At 38.5% G+C, this 15,859-nt stretch carries 19 protein-coding genes; all 19 read left to right on the forward strand.

The annotated features are described in order from the left end of the window. The first annotated feature begins 176 nt into the window (after window positions 1-176). The 19 genes from spoIIIAA (at window position 177) to recN (ending at window position 15,749) form a co-directional block, all read left to right on the forward strand. Window positions 177-1,121, forward strand: coding sequence for a stage III sporulation protein AA (gene spoIIIAA / locus H8S40_RS06070; RefSeq protein WP_022076120.1), 945 nt, complete (start codon window positions 177-179; stop codon window positions 1,119-1,121). Continuing rightward, entirely contained in the window at window positions 1,106-1,624 is a 519-nt protein-coding gene (locus tag H8S40_RS06075) for a stage III sporulation protein AB (protein ID WP_022076121.1), read from the forward strand. The genes spoIIIAA and H8S40_RS06075 overlap by 16 nt, the downstream gene beginning before the upstream one ends. Before the next feature lie 14 nt (window positions 1,625-1,638). Further along, entirely contained in the window at window positions 1,639-1,833 is a 195-nt protein-coding gene (spoIIIAC, locus tag H8S40_RS06080) for a stage III sporulation protein AC (RefSeq protein ID WP_022076122.1), read from the forward strand. 56 nt (window positions 1,834-1,889) lie between these two features. After that, complete coding sequence (spoIIIAD, locus tag H8S40_RS06085) at window positions 1,890-2,276, forward strand: stage III sporulation protein AD (RefSeq protein WP_022076123.1); 387 nt, start codon at window positions 1,890-1,892, stop codon at window positions 2,274-2,276. Beyond that, complete coding sequence (locus H8S40_RS06090) at window positions 2,273-3,436, forward strand: stage III sporulation protein AE (RefSeq protein ID WP_186864849.1); 1,164 nt, start codon at window positions 2,273-2,275, stop codon at window positions 3,434-3,436. Before spoIIIAD ends, H8S40_RS06090 begins: the two co-directional genes overlap by 4 nt. Window positions 3,437-3,450: 14 nt before the next feature. Further along, on the forward strand, window positions 3,451-3,786 hold the full coding sequence (locus H8S40_RS06095) for a stage III sporulation protein AF (RefSeq protein WP_022076125.1): 336 nt from the start codon (window positions 3,451-3,453) through the stop codon (window positions 3,784-3,786). Continuing rightward, complete coding sequence (locus tag H8S40_RS06100) at window positions 3,743-4,336, forward strand: SpoIIIAG-related protein (protein ID WP_186864850.1); 594 nt, start codon at window positions 3,743-3,745, stop codon at window positions 4,334-4,336. The genes H8S40_RS06095 and H8S40_RS06100 overlap by 44 nt, the downstream gene beginning before the upstream one ends. 12 nt (window positions 4,337-4,348) lie before the next feature. Continuing rightward, a complete protein-coding gene (locus H8S40_RS06105; RefSeq protein WP_022076127.1) occupies window positions 4,349-4,960 on the forward strand; it encodes a SpoIIIAH-like family protein in 612 nt (203 codons plus the stop codon). Between the two features lie 132 nt (window positions 4,961-5,092). Continuing rightward, window positions 5,093-6,685 (forward strand): peptide chain release factor 3, encoded by a 1,593-nt coding sequence (locus H8S40_RS06110; protein WP_022076128.1) that lies wholly within the window; start codon window positions 5,093-5,095, stop codon window positions 6,683-6,685. Between the two features lie 82 nt (window positions 6,686-6,767). Further along, window positions 6,768-7,151 (forward strand): Asp23/Gls24 family envelope stress response protein, encoded by a 384-nt coding sequence (locus tag H8S40_RS06115; RefSeq protein WP_022076129.1) that lies wholly within the window; start codon window positions 6,768-6,770, stop codon window positions 7,149-7,151. A gap of 154 nt (window positions 7,152-7,305) precedes the next feature. Then, complete coding sequence (nusB, locus tag H8S40_RS06120; protein ID WP_022076130.1) at window positions 7,306-7,704, forward strand: transcription antitermination factor NusB; 399 nt, start codon at window positions 7,306-7,308, stop codon at window positions 7,702-7,704. 39 nt (window positions 7,705-7,743) lie between these two features. Then, on the forward strand, window positions 7,744-8,970 hold the full coding sequence (xseA, locus tag H8S40_RS06125) for an exodeoxyribonuclease VII large subunit (RefSeq protein WP_186864851.1): 1,227 nt from the start codon (window positions 7,744-7,746) through the stop codon (window positions 8,968-8,970). Beyond that, window positions 8,948-9,181 (forward strand): exodeoxyribonuclease VII small subunit, encoded by a 234-nt coding sequence (gene xseB, locus H8S40_RS06130; protein WP_022076132.1) that lies wholly within the window; start codon window positions 8,948-8,950, stop codon window positions 9,179-9,181. Before xseA ends, xseB begins: the two co-directional genes overlap by 23 nt. Then, window positions 9,171-10,061 carry a polyprenyl synthetase family protein gene (locus H8S40_RS06135; protein WP_186864852.1) on the forward strand — a complete coding sequence of 297 codons (891 nt, stop codon included), beginning with the start codon at window positions 9,171-9,173 and terminating at the stop codon, window positions 10,059-10,061. Before xseB ends, H8S40_RS06135 begins: the two co-directional genes overlap by 11 nt. A 13-nt stretch (window positions 10,062-10,074) precedes the next feature. Continuing rightward, window positions 10,075-11,949 (forward strand): 1-deoxy-D-xylulose-5-phosphate synthase, encoded by a 1,875-nt coding sequence (gene dxs, locus H8S40_RS06140; RefSeq protein ID WP_186864853.1) that lies wholly within the window; start codon window positions 10,075-10,077, stop codon window positions 11,947-11,949. A 1-nt stretch (window position 11,950) separates the two neighbouring features. Further along, the gene (locus tag H8S40_RS06145; RefSeq protein ID WP_118723752.1) at window positions 11,951-12,757 is read left to right on the forward strand and encodes a TlyA family RNA methyltransferase; all 807 of its coding nucleotides are present in this window, start codon (window positions 11,951-11,953) and stop codon (window positions 12,755-12,757) included. Window positions 12,758-12,767: 10 nt separating this feature from the next. Further along, window positions 12,768-13,601 carry an NAD(+)/NADH kinase gene (locus H8S40_RS06150; protein WP_186864854.1) on the forward strand — a complete coding sequence of 278 codons (834 nt, stop codon included), beginning with the start codon at window positions 12,768-12,770 and terminating at the stop codon, window positions 13,599-13,601. Window positions 13,602-13,605: 4 nt separating this feature from the next. Further along, on the forward strand, window positions 13,606-14,061 hold the full coding sequence (gene argR, locus H8S40_RS06155; protein WP_022076137.1) for an arginine repressor: 456 nt from the start codon (window positions 13,606-13,608) through the stop codon (window positions 14,059-14,061). Between the two features lie 11 nt (window positions 14,062-14,072). After that, complete coding sequence (recN, locus tag H8S40_RS06160) at window positions 14,073-15,749, forward strand: DNA repair protein RecN (protein ID WP_186864855.1); 1,677 nt, start codon at window positions 14,073-14,075, stop codon at window positions 15,747-15,749. Window positions 15,750-15,859: the final 110 nt, after the last annotated feature.

The raw sequence follows: 15,859 nt of genomic DNA on the forward strand, positions 1-15,859 counted from the left end.
GCTCCGCTAAGGATGCGCACTGCGGCGTATAATGTAGGTGTCGCAAGCGACCGCCGCAGGCACAAGAATGTGTCAAGGCACATTCTTTTTCCATAATATATTACAAAAAAGTCCGGTGAATATTTTTAGTCATAATTCTTCTGCCACTTCATATATTGTTTAAAGAGGTGGACAAGATGAGGGAAAATAAAAAAAGGCAACAAATATTAAATGTCCTGGCAAAGTCGATTCGAGCAATCATAGAAAATGAAGAATTAGATTTTGAAAAATTAGAAGAGATTCGTCTGCGTATTGACCAGCCATTGATTGTGGAGTATGAAAATGTAGAGATGCTACTGCCATCAAAAGCAAAAAACAAGCATATTGTAACAAAAGAAGAAATTCGAGAGACAATGGATTATATTTGTAAATATTCGTTGTATGCATACGAACAGGAATTGAAACAGGGATTCGTTACAATAGAGGGAGGACATCGGGCTGGCGTTATGGGAAAAGTGATATTAGAAAATAACAGAGTAAAAAATCTACAGTACATATCTTCGGTGAATATTCGTGTTGCACATGAAATAATCGGATGCGCAGATTCAATCATGCAGTATATAACAAAAAACAGAGAAGTATGTCATACGTTAATCATATCACCGCCACGATGCGGGAAGACAACACTGATCAGAGATATCATTCGCCAGATATCCGATGGAAATCAATATGTTCGGGGATGCACGGTGGGGGTAGTAGATGAACGGTCAGAATTAGGTGGGTGTTATCTTGGTGTGGCACAGAATCATCTTGGAATGCGGACAGATATTTTGGATTGTTGTCCCAAAGCAGAAGGAATGATCATGCTGATCCGGTCAATGGCACCACACGTACTTGCAATTGATGAGATTGGAACAAGTGAAGATGTTCATGCGGTAGAATATGCAATGCAATGTGGATGTAAATTAATTGCAAGTGTACATGGAATGGACATGGAGGAAGCATCGCAAAAGCCGGTACTTGGAGATCTGATAAGGAAGCGTCGGTTTGAACGTTATGTTATTTTGGAAAACAGGCATCATCCGGGGGAAATCAAAACGATTTATGATGAGCGGGGGAGTTTGCTATGCAGCGGATTATAGGCGGTATACTGGTGATTGCTGCAACGAGCGGGATTGGTTTTTTGTACAGTAAAGAATTACAAATTTATCTGGAAAAAATGTTGTATATCCGGCATTTAATTTATTTATTAAAGGGGGAATTAGAATATTGTGTCGCACCGATAGGTGAAGTATTCGGAAAGATAGCACAGCGGGTAAAACAACCATACAAAAACTGGCTTTTAGCAATGCAAAAGCAGGTAGAAAACAGAGAGGCAGATGAATTTTTTACAATTTGGATGCGTACGATTGATCAATACTTGGGAGAATTAAGTCTAAAGCCGTCTCATTTAATTCAATTAAAGGAGCTGGGATGCTATCTGGGACAAAATCACACAGCAGTAGAAAGCCGAAATCTGCAGCTTTATATTGAACGGCTTGAACTGGAAATTGAGAAGATGAGAGAAGGAATTGAGACAAAAAGACGGATTGGAAGTTGTCTGGGAGTGATGGCAGGAATTTTTCTGGTAGTGATATTATTGTGATACGGAGGGACACCATGACGATCAATTTAATTTTTAAAATAGCGGCAGTTGGGATTCTGGTGTCTATTCTAAGCCAAGTGCTAAAGCATAGTGGCAGAGACGAGCAGGCATTTCTTGTAAGTTTTGCAGCACTTGTTCTTGTGCTTTCCTGGGTACTGCCGTATATTTACGACTTGTTTATTACGATGAAACAATTATTTGCATTATAAAATGGACGGAAGGTAAAGATAATTTTAGGAGTCGGGCAAAGCAAGGTGAAGGTAATATGAATATTGTTCAGATAGGGATTGTCGGAGTATTAGGTGTGCTGATGGCAGTACAGTTTAAAAATGGCAGATCAGAATATGGGATTTATATAAGCGTGGCGGTAAGCATTTTGATTTTTGCATGTATTGTAGAAAGATTAACAATTTTTGTTGATGCAATTGAAGAAATCCGACAGTATTTGAATATGAATACAGTATATCTATATACGTTGTTAAAGATGATTGGAATTACTTATATTGCAGAATTTTGCTCTAGCATTTGCAAAGATGCAGGGTATCAGACAATATCTGTGCAAATAGAAATATTTAGTAAACTGACAATACTTGTCCTTGGTATTCCGGTTCTGCTTACGTTGTTAGAGACAATACAGGAGTTCCTTTCATGAGAAATAAAAGGGGATATTTAATACTATTATTTTTATTTATCTGTGTGAATATGTGTTTCTATGTAAGTGCTGCCGAAACTGAAAAAGATCAAAGCGATATACTACAGGAAGAAATAAAAAATAAGATTTTGGGAGAAGTGGATTTTTCTGAAATAAATCAAAATCTGAAGCTGTTATTTCCGGATGAAAAAATTTGTTTTCAAGATATAGTGGAAACATTGATGCAAGGAAATCTTCAAGAAACAGGAATGAAGATACTTTCGTATGTAAAAGACCAGATTAGTTATGAATTTCGTGCAAATAAAACAAATTTGGTACATATTCTTTTTATTGCAATCACAGCAGCGGTATTTACAAATTTTTCAAATGCATTGCAAAATAAACAAGTGGGGGAGATTAGTTTTTATATTTTATATATGCTTTTGATCACAATGAGTTTGAACTCGTTTCGGATTGCAATATCTGGCATAGAGGAAAAAATGGAAAATATTCTGGAATTTATGAAAGTACTCTGTCCGGGATATCTTTTGTCGGTGGTGTTTGCGGCGGGAAGCAGCAGTGCATTGATGTTTTACAATTTTATTTTGGTGCTGATCTATCTGGTAGAGATAGTGGTATTTCGCTTTTTGCTTCCAATCATAAATTTATACATTATGATTCAGGTAATGAACTATATGCTGGAAGAGGAGGTATTGTCAGAATTCGCAGAGCTGGTAAAAAAAGGAATACAGTGGAGCCTGAAAAGTCTGATCGGTATTGTAATTGGAGTGAATGTTGTACAGGGACTTCTGGGACCTGCGATGGATACACTTAAGAAGAGTGCATGGACAAAATCACTGACAGCAATTCCGGGGATTGGGAATACATTTGGAAGTGTAACGGATGTAATATTTGGAACAGCAGTATTGATTAAAAATGGAATAGGAATGGCAGGGGCAATCGTGATTGTTGGAATTTGTCTTATGCCGATCATCCAGACAGCACTCTTGACTTTTTTGTATAAGCTTGTTGCGGCAATGATACAGCCGATATCTGATTCAAGGATCACAGGTTGTATCAGCAGTGTAAGTGAGGGGTATGAATTGCTGTTACAGATTATTATAACTACAATGATACTGTTTTTGATTACGATTGCTGTAGTGGCAGCAGCTGCCACCTGAGAGGTGAAAAGAGAATGGATTTGCTCTATGAATGGATTCAGAATCTGGTCTGTTATCTGGTTATATTTACTGCTGTTTTGGAAGTGCTGCCGGGAAAAGAGTATAAAAAATATATTCAGTTTTTTGCAGGGCTTGTGCTTATCCTACTTTTGGTAACACCGATTTTAAAAGTGACAGGAATGGAACAAAATTTTTGGGAGATATATAATAATCGAGAGTATGAGCAGGAGAAAAGAGAGTTGCTGGAAAAAGATAATTATTTTGAAAATATAGATATTATAGATTTTCTTCCGGAGGATTGGGAAAATGGAGAGGAAATGGAAACAGATTCTGGAACAATGGAAAGATAATTTAAGTAGAAAAAACCAGTTACTGCTGATATTTCTTGTGGGAATTTTACTGTTGGTTGTTGCATTTCCTGTATCAAAAAAAGATTCGAAAGCAGAGAAAACGATACAAGAGACAAGTTCTGTAAGAAATGTGCAGACAAATCTGGAAAATTATGAGGAGTATCTGGAAAAACGTCTGACAAATGCTCTGGAATCAGTAGATGGGGTTGGAAGAACAGAAATTGTTATTACCTTAAAATCATCTGGGCAGAAAATCGTGGAAAAAGATCAAAGTATAAACAATCAGTCTGATTCAAACACAAATGAGGCGGGGATAACAAACAGTTCTGAAACAAAAAGTTCAGATGGAACCAGTATTTATGAGCGTCAGTCAGATGGGACAGAAATTCCATATGTGAGTAAGGAACTGACTCCGGAAATAGCAGGAGTGCTTGTTGTGGCAGATGGTGGAGATAATGCTGTTGTAGTGAAGAATATTACAGACGCAATCCGGGCATTATTTGGAGTGGAAGCGCATAAGATTAAAATAATGAAACGGACAGATACATAAGGGAGGTTTTACATGAAACAAATATTCAAAAAGAACCAAATTATTATTACTACGCTGGCTGTTATGATTGCAATTGCCGGATATTTGAATTATTCAGGGAAACTATTTGGAGAAACGAAAAGTGGAACGGAAGAGACAAATGCAGATATGGCAAATAAGGAACTTTTGGATATTTCGGAGGATGATCTTGGAAACAATGAAATCGCAAGCAATGATTCGGATGTGGAAGGAACCCCAGGCGAGGCAGTTTTGACAAGCGGAAGCATGGAATCCACTGTGGCACAGGCTAAAATATCACGCGAACAAGTGCGTTCAGAAAATAAAGAGATGCTACAGTCGATCATTGACAGTACTACAGTCAGTGAAGAAGAAAAACAAGATGCGATTGCACAGATGCTGAAAATGACGGAATTATCTGAACAAGAGATGGCGATAGAAACATTGATGTCATCAAAAGGTTTTTCGGATGCAGTCGTTAATCTTACAGAAGATTCGGCAGATATTGTTGTAAATGCAGCCGAACTGACAGATGCAAATCGAGCTCAAATTGAAGATATTGTAACAAGAAAAACTGAAATAGCGCCGGAAAATATTGTGATCAGTCCAATTCATGCAAGTGAATAAAATCAAAACATAAAAGAAGAGTGGATAAAAATTATATATCAGTGCGAATTCTTAATGTAAAGCATTGCGGGGAAAAAAAGAATGTGATAAAATAAACTCCATATGCGATAATGTTTGATAGGAGATAATAATATGTCTGATTTTACAAATGAGATAAAGAAAAGAAGAACCTTTGCGATAATTTCTCATCCGGATGCAGGAAAGACAACACTTACAGAAAAATTCCTGTTATATGGAGGTGCAATTAACCAAGCAGGTTCAGTGAAAGGAAAAGCAACAGCAAAGCATGCAGTTTCAGACTGGATGGAGATTGAAAAGGAAAGAGGTATTTCTGTTACTTCTTCGGTTTTACAGTTTAATTATGGTGGATATTGTATCAATATTCTGGATACACCTGGACATCAGGATTTCTCGGAAGATACGTACCGTACTTTGATGGCTGCGGATTCTGCGGTGATGGTAATTGATGCATCGAAAGGTGTTGAAGCACAGACGAGAAAACTGTTCAAGGTATGTGTAATGCGTCATATACCAATCTTTACATTTATTAATAAGATGGATAGAGATGCGATGGATACATTTGAACTCTTGGATGATATTGAAAAAGAGTTGGGGATTGCAACTTGCCCTGTAAACTGGCCAATTGGTTCTGGAAAAGCGTTTAAAGGTGTATATGACCGTCAGAAAAATGAAGTGGAATTATTTTCTGATACACAGAAGGGTACACGCATGGGAGAAGTCGAGATACTTGGTGCCGATGACCCGAGTCTTGATGAAATCCTTGGCGATGAGGCGAAAAGTACCTTGGCAGATGAGATCGAATTGTTAGATGGTGCCGCAGCTGAATTTGATATGGAGCTTGTTTCAAAAGGAGAACTTTCACCGGTATTCTTTGGTTCTGCGCTTACAAACTTTGGCGTGGAGACATTTTTGAAACATTTCCTGGCAATGACAAGTTCTCCGCTTCCAAGAAAGTCAGATCATGGGCTGATTGATCCGTTGAAAGAAAAAGATTTTTCTGCATTTGTATTTAAAATTCAGGCTAATATGAATAAGGCACATCGTGACCGTATTGCATTTATGAGAATCTGTTCTGGTGAGTTTGATGCGGGAATGTCTGTATATCATGTGCAGGGTGGAAAGGATATTCGTTTGTCTCAGCCACAACAGATGATGGCAAGTGAACGTAAAATGATTGAAAAAGCGTATGCAGGAGATATTATCGGTGTATTTGATCCGGGTATCTTTTCGATTGGAGATACATTGACAACATCAAAAGAAAGATTTGCATATGAAGGAATTCCGACATTTGCACCGGAACATTTTGCAAGAGTGCGTCAGGTTGATACAATGAAACGTAAGCAGTTTGTAAAGGGTATTAATCAGATTGCTCAGGAAGGTGCAATCCAGATTTTCCAGGAATACAATACAGGAATGGAAGAAATTATCGTTGGAGTAGTTGGTGTCCTGCAGTTTGATGTTTTGAAATATCGTTTGCAAAATGAATATAATGTGGAGATCAGACTGGAAAATCTGCCTTACGAATATATTCGCTGGATTGAAAACGATGAAATTGACATGGCTAAATTGTCTGGTACTTCAGATATGAAGAAGATTAAAGATTTGAAAGACCGTCCATTATTGTTATTTGTGCATGAATGGAGTATTCGTATGACATTGGAAAGAAACGAGGGACTGCAGCTTTCGGAATTTGGACGTTCTTAAAGAAAACAGACAAATTTCTTTGCAAATAGACTAATATTTGGTATAATACTTACAGATTGAACCATACAGGAGGTTTTGAAAAATGGCGAAGGAAGAAAGAACCACTTATACAATACACAATGACAGCAGCAAAGGAGAAGTTAAGATTGCAGATGAAGTAGTAGCAATCATTGCAGCACTTGCAGCAACAGAAGTTGAAGGCGTTGCATCTATGGCAGGCAATATCACAAACGAACTGATTAGTAAGCTCGGCATGAAAAATTTGTCTAAAGGTGTGAAGGTTGACGTGCTGGAAGGTGTTGTGACAGTTTCACTGGCATTAAATCTGAAGTATAATTATAGCATTATGACTGTAACAGAGAAGGTGCAGGAGAAAGTAAAAGCAGCAATCGAGAATATGACAGGTCTGGAAGTAGCAGATATTAATATTCGTGTGGCTGGAGTTGAGATGGATAATCAGGAATAAAAGTTTGATTATTCTAAGAAGCGGCGTAGTAAAAAGGATGTCGTACAGACATCCTTTTTCTTACCTGATGGGTCGTGATAAAAAGTTGTAAGCAGCTTTTTATGATCTGAATAACAATAAAGAAACATGAGAGAAAATGTGGAAAGGAGCTGTTATGAAAAGAACAGAACTTCGAGAGCATATATTTAAGATGCTTTTTCAGATAGAATTTAATGAGATGGACGAGATGCCGGAACATTTGCAATTATATTTTGCAAGTCTGGAGAATGCGACAGAGCAGGATAAAGAATATATAGAGAATAAGTATCATGCAGTTGTAGAGAAAGTTTCTGAGATTGATGATCTGATCAATGAAAAATGTGAAGGATGGAAAACAACTCGTATGAACAAAGTGGATCTTACGATTCTGCGACTGGCGGTATACGAGATTAAGTGGGACGAAGATGTTCCGACTGGAGTAGCGATTAACGAGGCAGTAGAACTCTCTAAGAGATTCAGTGGAGAAGAGGGACCTGCTTTTGTAAATGGTGTGCTGGCTAAAATCGCAAACTAGTGTTAATCGGATAATAGCAGACATTAGGAGGCATAACATATGCGTAATGTTTATTCGGTTAAACAAGTTAATTCTTATGTGAAGAATATGTTTAGCCAGGATTTTATGCTGAATCACATATATGTAAAAGGAGAAGTATCGAATTGTAAATATCATACTTCTGGTCATATTTATTTTTCGCTGAAAGATGAGTCCGGAACGATAGCATGCGTTATGTTCGCAAGTGCAAGGTCGGGGCTTTCTTTTCGTATGCAGGAAGGGCAGAATGTAATCGTGCTTGGTTCTGTAAGCGTGTACGAAAGAGACGGAAAATATCAGCTTTACGCAAAAGAGATTATCTTGGATGGGGCAGGAGCACTATATGAACGATTTGAGGCTTTGAAGAAAGAGCTTGAGGAGATGGGGATGTTTGCTGCCGAGTACAAGCAGCCGATACCACGCTATGTGAAGAGCGTCGGTATTGTGACAGCACCGACAGGAGCGGCAGTGCGAGACATCATCAATATTTCTAAGCGAAGAAATCCTTATGTACAGTTGATTTTATATCCTGCACTTGTACAGGGAGAAGACGCAGCTGCAAGTATCGTCCGTGGAATCCGGATGATGGAACAACAAAACGTAGATGTGATCATTGTCGGACGTGGCGGAGGCTCAATGGAAGATTTATGGGCATTTAATGAAGAGGCTGTGGCAAGAGCAATTTTCGAATGCACAATTCCGATTATTTCTGCCGTTGGGCATGAGACAGATACGTTGATATCGGATTATGTTGCCGATTTGAGGGCACCTACACCATCTGCGGCAGCAGAATTGGCAGTATACGAACTATCTTCGGTTCAGATAATGTGTGAAGAATATAAGAGAAGAATGTATCAACAGATAAGGCAGCGTATAGATTTTTCCAGACGGCAGACGGAACAGATGGCATTTCGATTAAAAGTAGCTCATCCACGTCAGAAATTGAATGAACAAAGACAATATCTGGCTGATTTAGACAGTCGTATGCGTATCAGAATGAATTCGGCATTGGAAGAGAGCAGGCATAAACTGGCAATTTATATAGAGAAAATGAAAGGATTGTCACCGCTTCAGAAATTGAATCAAGGGTATGCATATGTAACGGATAAATCGGGGCGGACAGTGAGAAGCATTAAAGATACAAAGCAAGGAGAAGTACTTGATGTGTATGTGACAGATGGGCGTGTTCGTACACAGGTGGTGGATATATATAAGGAGGAGTATGATGTTAGAAGAGAAGAAGAGTGAACAGAAAGAGACACAGATTCCTCTGGAAGAGTTATTTTCAAAATTAGAGGAAGTAGTTAAGAATCTGGAAAATCCGGAAAGCTCTTTGGAAGAATCCTTTCAGTATTACAACGAGGGAATGCAGCTTTTAAAGAGATGTAACGAGACAATTGATTCTGTAGAAAAGAAAGTACTTGTTTTAGATGAGGAAGGAGAGACGTATGAATTTTAAAGAAGAACAAAAGAAAAGAATAGAGCAGATCGAAGCAATTCTAATGCGTTATCTTCCAAAACAAGAAGGAAAACAAAAAATCATTATGGAGGCCATGGAATATAGTTTGATGGCAGGAGGCAAGCGGTTACGTCCAATGCTGATGTGGGAGACATACCGTATGTTTTCAGGAACATCAGAAGCAATCTATCCGTTTATGGCAGCTATGGAGATGATACATACATATTCTCTTGTACATGATGATCTTCCGGCAATGGACAACGATGAATATCGTAGAGGACGTAAGACAACACATGTTGTTTATGGAGAAGATATGGGAATCCTTGCCGGAGATGCACTTTTGAATTATGCATTTGAGACAGCAGTTTCAGCATTTTCTATAGAAGGTGTAGATGCGGGGAATATAGGAGAAGCACTTCAAGTGCTAGCTAAAAAAGCTGGAATTTATGGGATGATAGGTGGTCAGGTTGTAGATGTAAAGTGTACCGGTCAGAGTATTTCAGGAGATACACTGGATTTTATATACCGCTTGAAAACAGGTGCATTGATTGAAGGCTCAATGATGATTGGAGCAATTCTTGCAGGTGCATCAAAAGAAGAAATTAAGAGCGTGGAGACAATAGCACAAAAAGTCGGGCTGGCATTTCAGATTCAGGATGATATTTTAGATGTGACAAGCACAGCAGAAGTGTTAGGAAAACCAATCCACAGTGATGAAAAAAATGAAAAGACAACGTATGTAACCTGGAAAGGAATTGAAGCTGCAAAAGCAGAGGTAAAACAGCTTTCCGAGGAAGCAGTTAAGGAATTGAAAAGACTTGAGAGTACAGACGAGTACTTGGAGTTGCTGCTCGAGTCATTAATATACAGGAAGAAATAAGGAGGAGTTCCTTATGGTTTTAGAAAAGATTCAAAAAGCAAATGACATTAAAAACTTAGAGCCAGAGGAATTGGAAGTATTAGCTAAGGAGATCAGAAGCTTCTTGATTGAAAAAATAAGCTGCACCGGAGGGCATTTGGCCTCAAATTTAGGTGTAGTAGAGCTTACGATGGCACTGCATCTTGCACTTGATTTCCCGGAAGATAAATTAATCTGGGATGTAGGGCATCAGGCATATACGCATAAATTACTGACAGGACGTAAAGCTGGATTTGATGATCTGAGAAAATATGGCGGGATGAGCGGATTTCCAAAGCGCAAAGAAAGTGATTGTGATGCGTTTGATACCGGGCATAGTTCAACATCTATCTCAGCCGGACTTGGATATGTGGCAGCCAGAGACATCCAGAAACAGAAGTATCATGTTGTGTCTGTTATTGGAGACGGATCATTGACCGGAGGCATGGCATATGAGGCCTTGAACAATGCTGCACATGTAAAAAGTAATTTTATTATTGTTTTAAATGATAATAATATGTCCATTTCACCGAACGTAGGAGGTGTATCAAATTATTTGAGTGGGCTTCGCACAGCAACTGCTTATACAGAATTGAAGCGTGGCGTAGAAGATACGTTGAAAAAGATTCCTGTTAAGGGAGAAAAACTGGTTTCACAGATTAAAAAGACAAAGAGTGGATTGAAACAGTTTCTTGTGCCGGGAATGTTTTTTGAAGATATGGGGATTACGTATCTTGGACCGGTAGACGGACATGATATAAGAAAACTTTATAAAGTATTTAGTGAAGCAAAACGATTGAATCATGCTGTGCTTGTACATGTTCTTACGAAAAAGGGTAAAGGTTATTTACCGGCAGAGGAAAATCCATCCCGGTTTCATGGTACTCCGCCATTTGTTATTGAAACAGGGGAAGCAAAGCAGAAATCCGAAAAGGATTCTTATACAGATGTATTTTCAAAAGTAATAACAGATGTTGGAAAGAAAGATGAAAAGGTCGTAACGATTACAGCTGCAATGGCAGATGGAACAGGGTTAAACCGATTTGCAAAACATTTTCCGGACAGATTCTTTGATGTGGGAATAGCAGAGGAGCATGCACTGACATTTGCAGCAGGACTGGCGGCTGGTGGTATGAAGCCTGTCGTAGCATTGTATTCTTCATTTTTACAGCGTGCCTATGATCAGGCAATTCATGATGTCTGTCTCCAGAATCTTCCGGTTGTGCTTGCCGTAGATCGTGCCGGTCTGGTTGGAAGTGACGGGGAAACGCATCAGGGACTTTTTGACTTGTCATTTTTAACAACGATTCCAAATATGACGATCATGTCTCCGAAAAATCGCTGGGAGATGGCTGATATGGTTCGCTATGCAATTGATTTTCAATATCCGATTGCACTTCGATATCCAAGAGGAGCAGCATACGAAGGCTTTAAAGAATTCCGGGCGCCGATTGAATATGGTAAAAGTGAGATGTTGTATCAGGAATCCGAGATTGCAATTATTTTTGTTGGACATATGGCAAAGCTGGCCAAAGATGTCAGAGAAGAATTGAAAAACAGAGGATATTCTTGTACGTTGGTCAATGCGAGATTTGTAAAACCATTAGACAAAGAGATGCTCGTACAATTGGCTGCAAACCATCGTATATATGTGACAATTGAAGAAAATGTCCTGTCCGGTGGATTTGGTCAGCAGGTATTGGATTGTGTGGAGCGTGAAAGATTAGATGTTTATGTACACAGTTTTGGAATTCCGGATGATTATGTAGAGCATGGCAATGTAGATGTACTGCGAAAAGAAGTTGGTCTGGAGAAAACAAACATAGTTGAAAAAATTATTACAGATTATAATATAGCAAGGAATGAATAACATGAAGGAACGATTAGACGTATTATTAGTAAAACGGAATCTTGCAGAATCTCGCGAGAAGGCAAAAGCGATTATTATGTCCGGTAATGTTTTTGTCGAGGGACAGCGAGAAGATAAAGCTGGTACGACATTTCCGGAAGAAGTACAGATTGAGATTAAGGGGCATACACTTCCGTATGTAAGTCGTGGTGGATTAAAACTGGAAAAAGCAATGAAAGTTTTTGATGTTACGGTAGAAGGTAAGGTATGTACAGATGTTGGTTCTTCAACAGGAGGTTTTACAGATTGTATGCTGCAAAACGGGGCAGTGAAAGTATTTGCAATTGATGTGGGAAGAGGTCAGTTGGATTGGAAACTTCGTCAGGATGAACGGGTTGTATGTATGGAAAAAACAAATATCCGTTATGTTACTCCGGAAGATATAGGAGAACCGATTGATTTTTCATCCATTGATGTATCATTCATATCATTGACAAAAGTATTGGAGCCGATTCGCAATTATTTAACACCGGAGGGTGAGATTGTGGCTTTGATTAAACCTCAGTTTGAAGCAGGAAGAGAAAAAGTTGGAAAGAAAGGGGTAGTCAGAGAGCGAAGCACACACCACGAAGTGATTGAAAAAGTTGCACAGTATGCACACTCGATAGGATTTGAAATATTAAATATTGATTTTTCGCCTATTAAAGGACCAGAGGGAAACATCGAATATTTGATTCATTTGAAAAAATGTCCAGATGGACAGCCGCCGGAAATTTCAGTAGATTTATCTAGTGTCGTGGATCATGCGTTCGAGGAGCTGGCACGTTGAGGATAAGAACATGGATAGATTTTATGTGATTACAAATCAATTAAAAGATACAGACTATCGAATAACAAATGAAATTAAAGAATACATTGAAAAAAATGGAAAAACTTGTGTAATCGCTCAAAAAGACGAAGAGGGTTATTTGATTCCGGGAACAGTGCCAAAAGATATACAATGTGCAATAGTTCTTGGAGGAGATGGGACTTTAATTCGTGCTGCAAGAGAATTGGAAGGATATCATATTCCATTACTTGGTGTAAACATGGGAACATTGGGGTATCTTGCAGAGGTAGAATTGCATGATTATCGTACAGCTCTGGACAAGTTGTTTGCAAAAGAGCCAGAAGTGGAAGATCGTATGATGTTGCGAGGAAGTGTTAATGGAGGAAAATCGCACGTTGCAGTGAATGATATTGTAGTGACGCGTTCGGGAGAGCTTCGTGTGGTACATCTGGATATTTATGTGAACGGAGCACTTTTAAATAGTTATCGTGCGGATGGAGTAATCATATCGACACCGACAGGAACAACAGGATATAATCTGTCTGCGGGAGGACCGATTGTTGAGCCAACGGCAAGTATGTTTGTAATTACTCCGATTTGTTCGCATGCACTTAATGCAAGTAGCGTCGTACTTTCGGCAGAGGATACAATAGAAGTAAAAGTCTGTGAAGGTAGATATGGAAGACAAGAGCATGCGTTAGTTACATTTGATGGGGCGGAAGAGATTGCTGTTCGTACAGGAGACCGTGTTGTGGTTCAAAAAGCTGAAGATACTACAAAGCTGATTAAATTGAATAAAGAAAGTTTCATGATAACTATGCGAGAAAAAATGAAAGGAAATTAGGAAAATGAAGGTTAGTCGTCATGCAAAAATAATTGAATTGATCAATCAGTATGATATTGAAACCCAGGAAGAATTGGCAGATCGTTTGAATCAATCCGGATTTAAAGTGACTCAGGCTACAGTTTCCAGAGATATTCGTGATCTAAAGCTGACGAAAATGTCAGTAGATGGAGGAAAACAGAAATACGTTATTATTAAGCCGGAAGATGGCGGTATGACGGAAAAATATATGAGGGTATTACGAGATGGGTATGTATCCATGGACATGGCACAAAATATACTTGTGATAAAAACTGTATCAGGAATGGCTATGGCAGTTGCGGCTGCTATAGATGCTATGCAGTGGAAAGAAGTGGTCGGATGTATTGCCGGAGATGATACGATTATGTGTGCAATCCGAACAGTAGAAGACACAACCTGTGTGATGGATAAGATTAGAAAAATTGCAACAAGAGGATAATAAAAGAAATTATGTTAGAAAATCTGCATGTAAAAAATCTGGCGTTGATTGATGAAGTTGAGGTTGATTTTCAGCCTGGATTAAATATTCTGACAGGAGAAACCGGAGCTGGAAAATCAATTTTATTAGGTTCTGTGAATCTGGCATTAGGTGGTAAATACAGTGCGGATATGCTTCGTACAGGAGCTAAATTCGGACTGGTGGAATTGACATTTACAATTGAAAATGAAAAGTTAGAAAAACAGCTCGAGGCAATGGATATTTATCCGGAAGATGGGCGGATTGTATTGAACCGAAAGCTGATGGAAGGAAGAAGTGTCAGTAAGATTAACGGAGAAACCGTAAATATGACGACGCTTCGTGAAGTGGCATGTATGCTGATTGACATTCATGAGCAGCATGTGCATCAGTCACTTCTTCATAAGAGAAATCATCTGGTTTTTCTGGATTTATATGCGAAAGATAAAATTGAGCCGTTGAAAGAAAAAGTTGCAAAGGCTTATCATACTTACATGGATTATCAGAAGAAGCTGGATAATTTCAGTATGGATGAGAGAGAACGGCAAAAGGAAATATCACTGGCAGAATTTGAAATACATGAAATAGAAGAGGCAAATCTTCAGGATGGCGAAGATGAAGATTTGGAACAGCTTTATCAGAGAATGGCAGCAGGTAAGAAAATCGCAGAAGCAATCAGTGAGGCTTATCAATATACCAGTGAAGATTCTTCTGGTAATGCAAGTGATTATTTAAGCAGGGCAATCCGAGCACTTCAGGATGTCTCATCAGTGGATGAACAAGGAATGTCTCTATACGACCAGCTGTCAGAAATTGATAGCTTATTAAATGATTTTAACAGAGAATTATCAGACTACGCAAAAAGCTTTGAATTTTCGGAAGAAGATTTTTATGAGACAGAGAATCGTTTGAATATCATTAATCGTTTAAAAACAAAATTTGGTAATTCTGTCAGTGAAGTTTTGGAATATTGTGAAGAAAAAAAACAGAGACTAAACGAACTGGAAGATTATGAAGCATGCATGAATGAGTTAAAAGAAAAATTGCAAAGTGCAGAAGAAGAATATGTGAAGCAGGCAAATGCATTGACAATGGAGCGTGAAAAAGCAGCAATTCCATTTGTTGAGGAAATAAAAAAAGGATTGAAAGATTTGAATTTTCTGGATGTGCAATTTGAAATGCGTTTTACAAAACATGATCGATATGGACTGGGTGGAATGGATGATGCTGAATTTTATATGTCAACCAATCCAGGTGAAGCCTTAAAACCAATGGGAATGGCAGCATCCGGTGGTGAACTGTCCAGAATTATGCTTGTAATTAAAACAATTCTTGCCGGGCAGGAAGATACACCAACGTTAATATTTGATGAGATTGATACGGGAATCAGTGGTATTACGGCAGGAAAAGTTGCAGAAAAGATGCGATTTATCGGAAAGTCCAGACAAGTTTTATGTATTACGCATCTGGCACAAATCGCATCAAAAGCAGATGCCCATTATTTGATTCAAAAGCAGGCAAAAGAAAACGTAACAAAAACAGAAATTATACCATTATCAAAAGAAAATTCAATTCATGAACTCGCGAGATTACTTGGAGGCGATAAGATGACAGCAAGTATTCTTGAGAGTGCAAAAGAGATGAAAGAATTGGCAATGAGTGAAATATAATACCAGTGTGAAATTGTGTTTCTTTCACATACTAAAAACGAACACCAGGGAAATAAGTTTCCTGTGGATGTTCGTTTTTTCTGTTAGTAGAAAAAGTTCCATTATTAAAA

The sequence above is a fragment of the Ruminococcus hominis genome (assembly GCF_014287355.1).
Taxonomy (GTDB): domain Bacteria; phylum Bacillota; class Clostridia; order Lachnospirales; family Lachnospiraceae; genus Schaedlerella; species Schaedlerella hominis.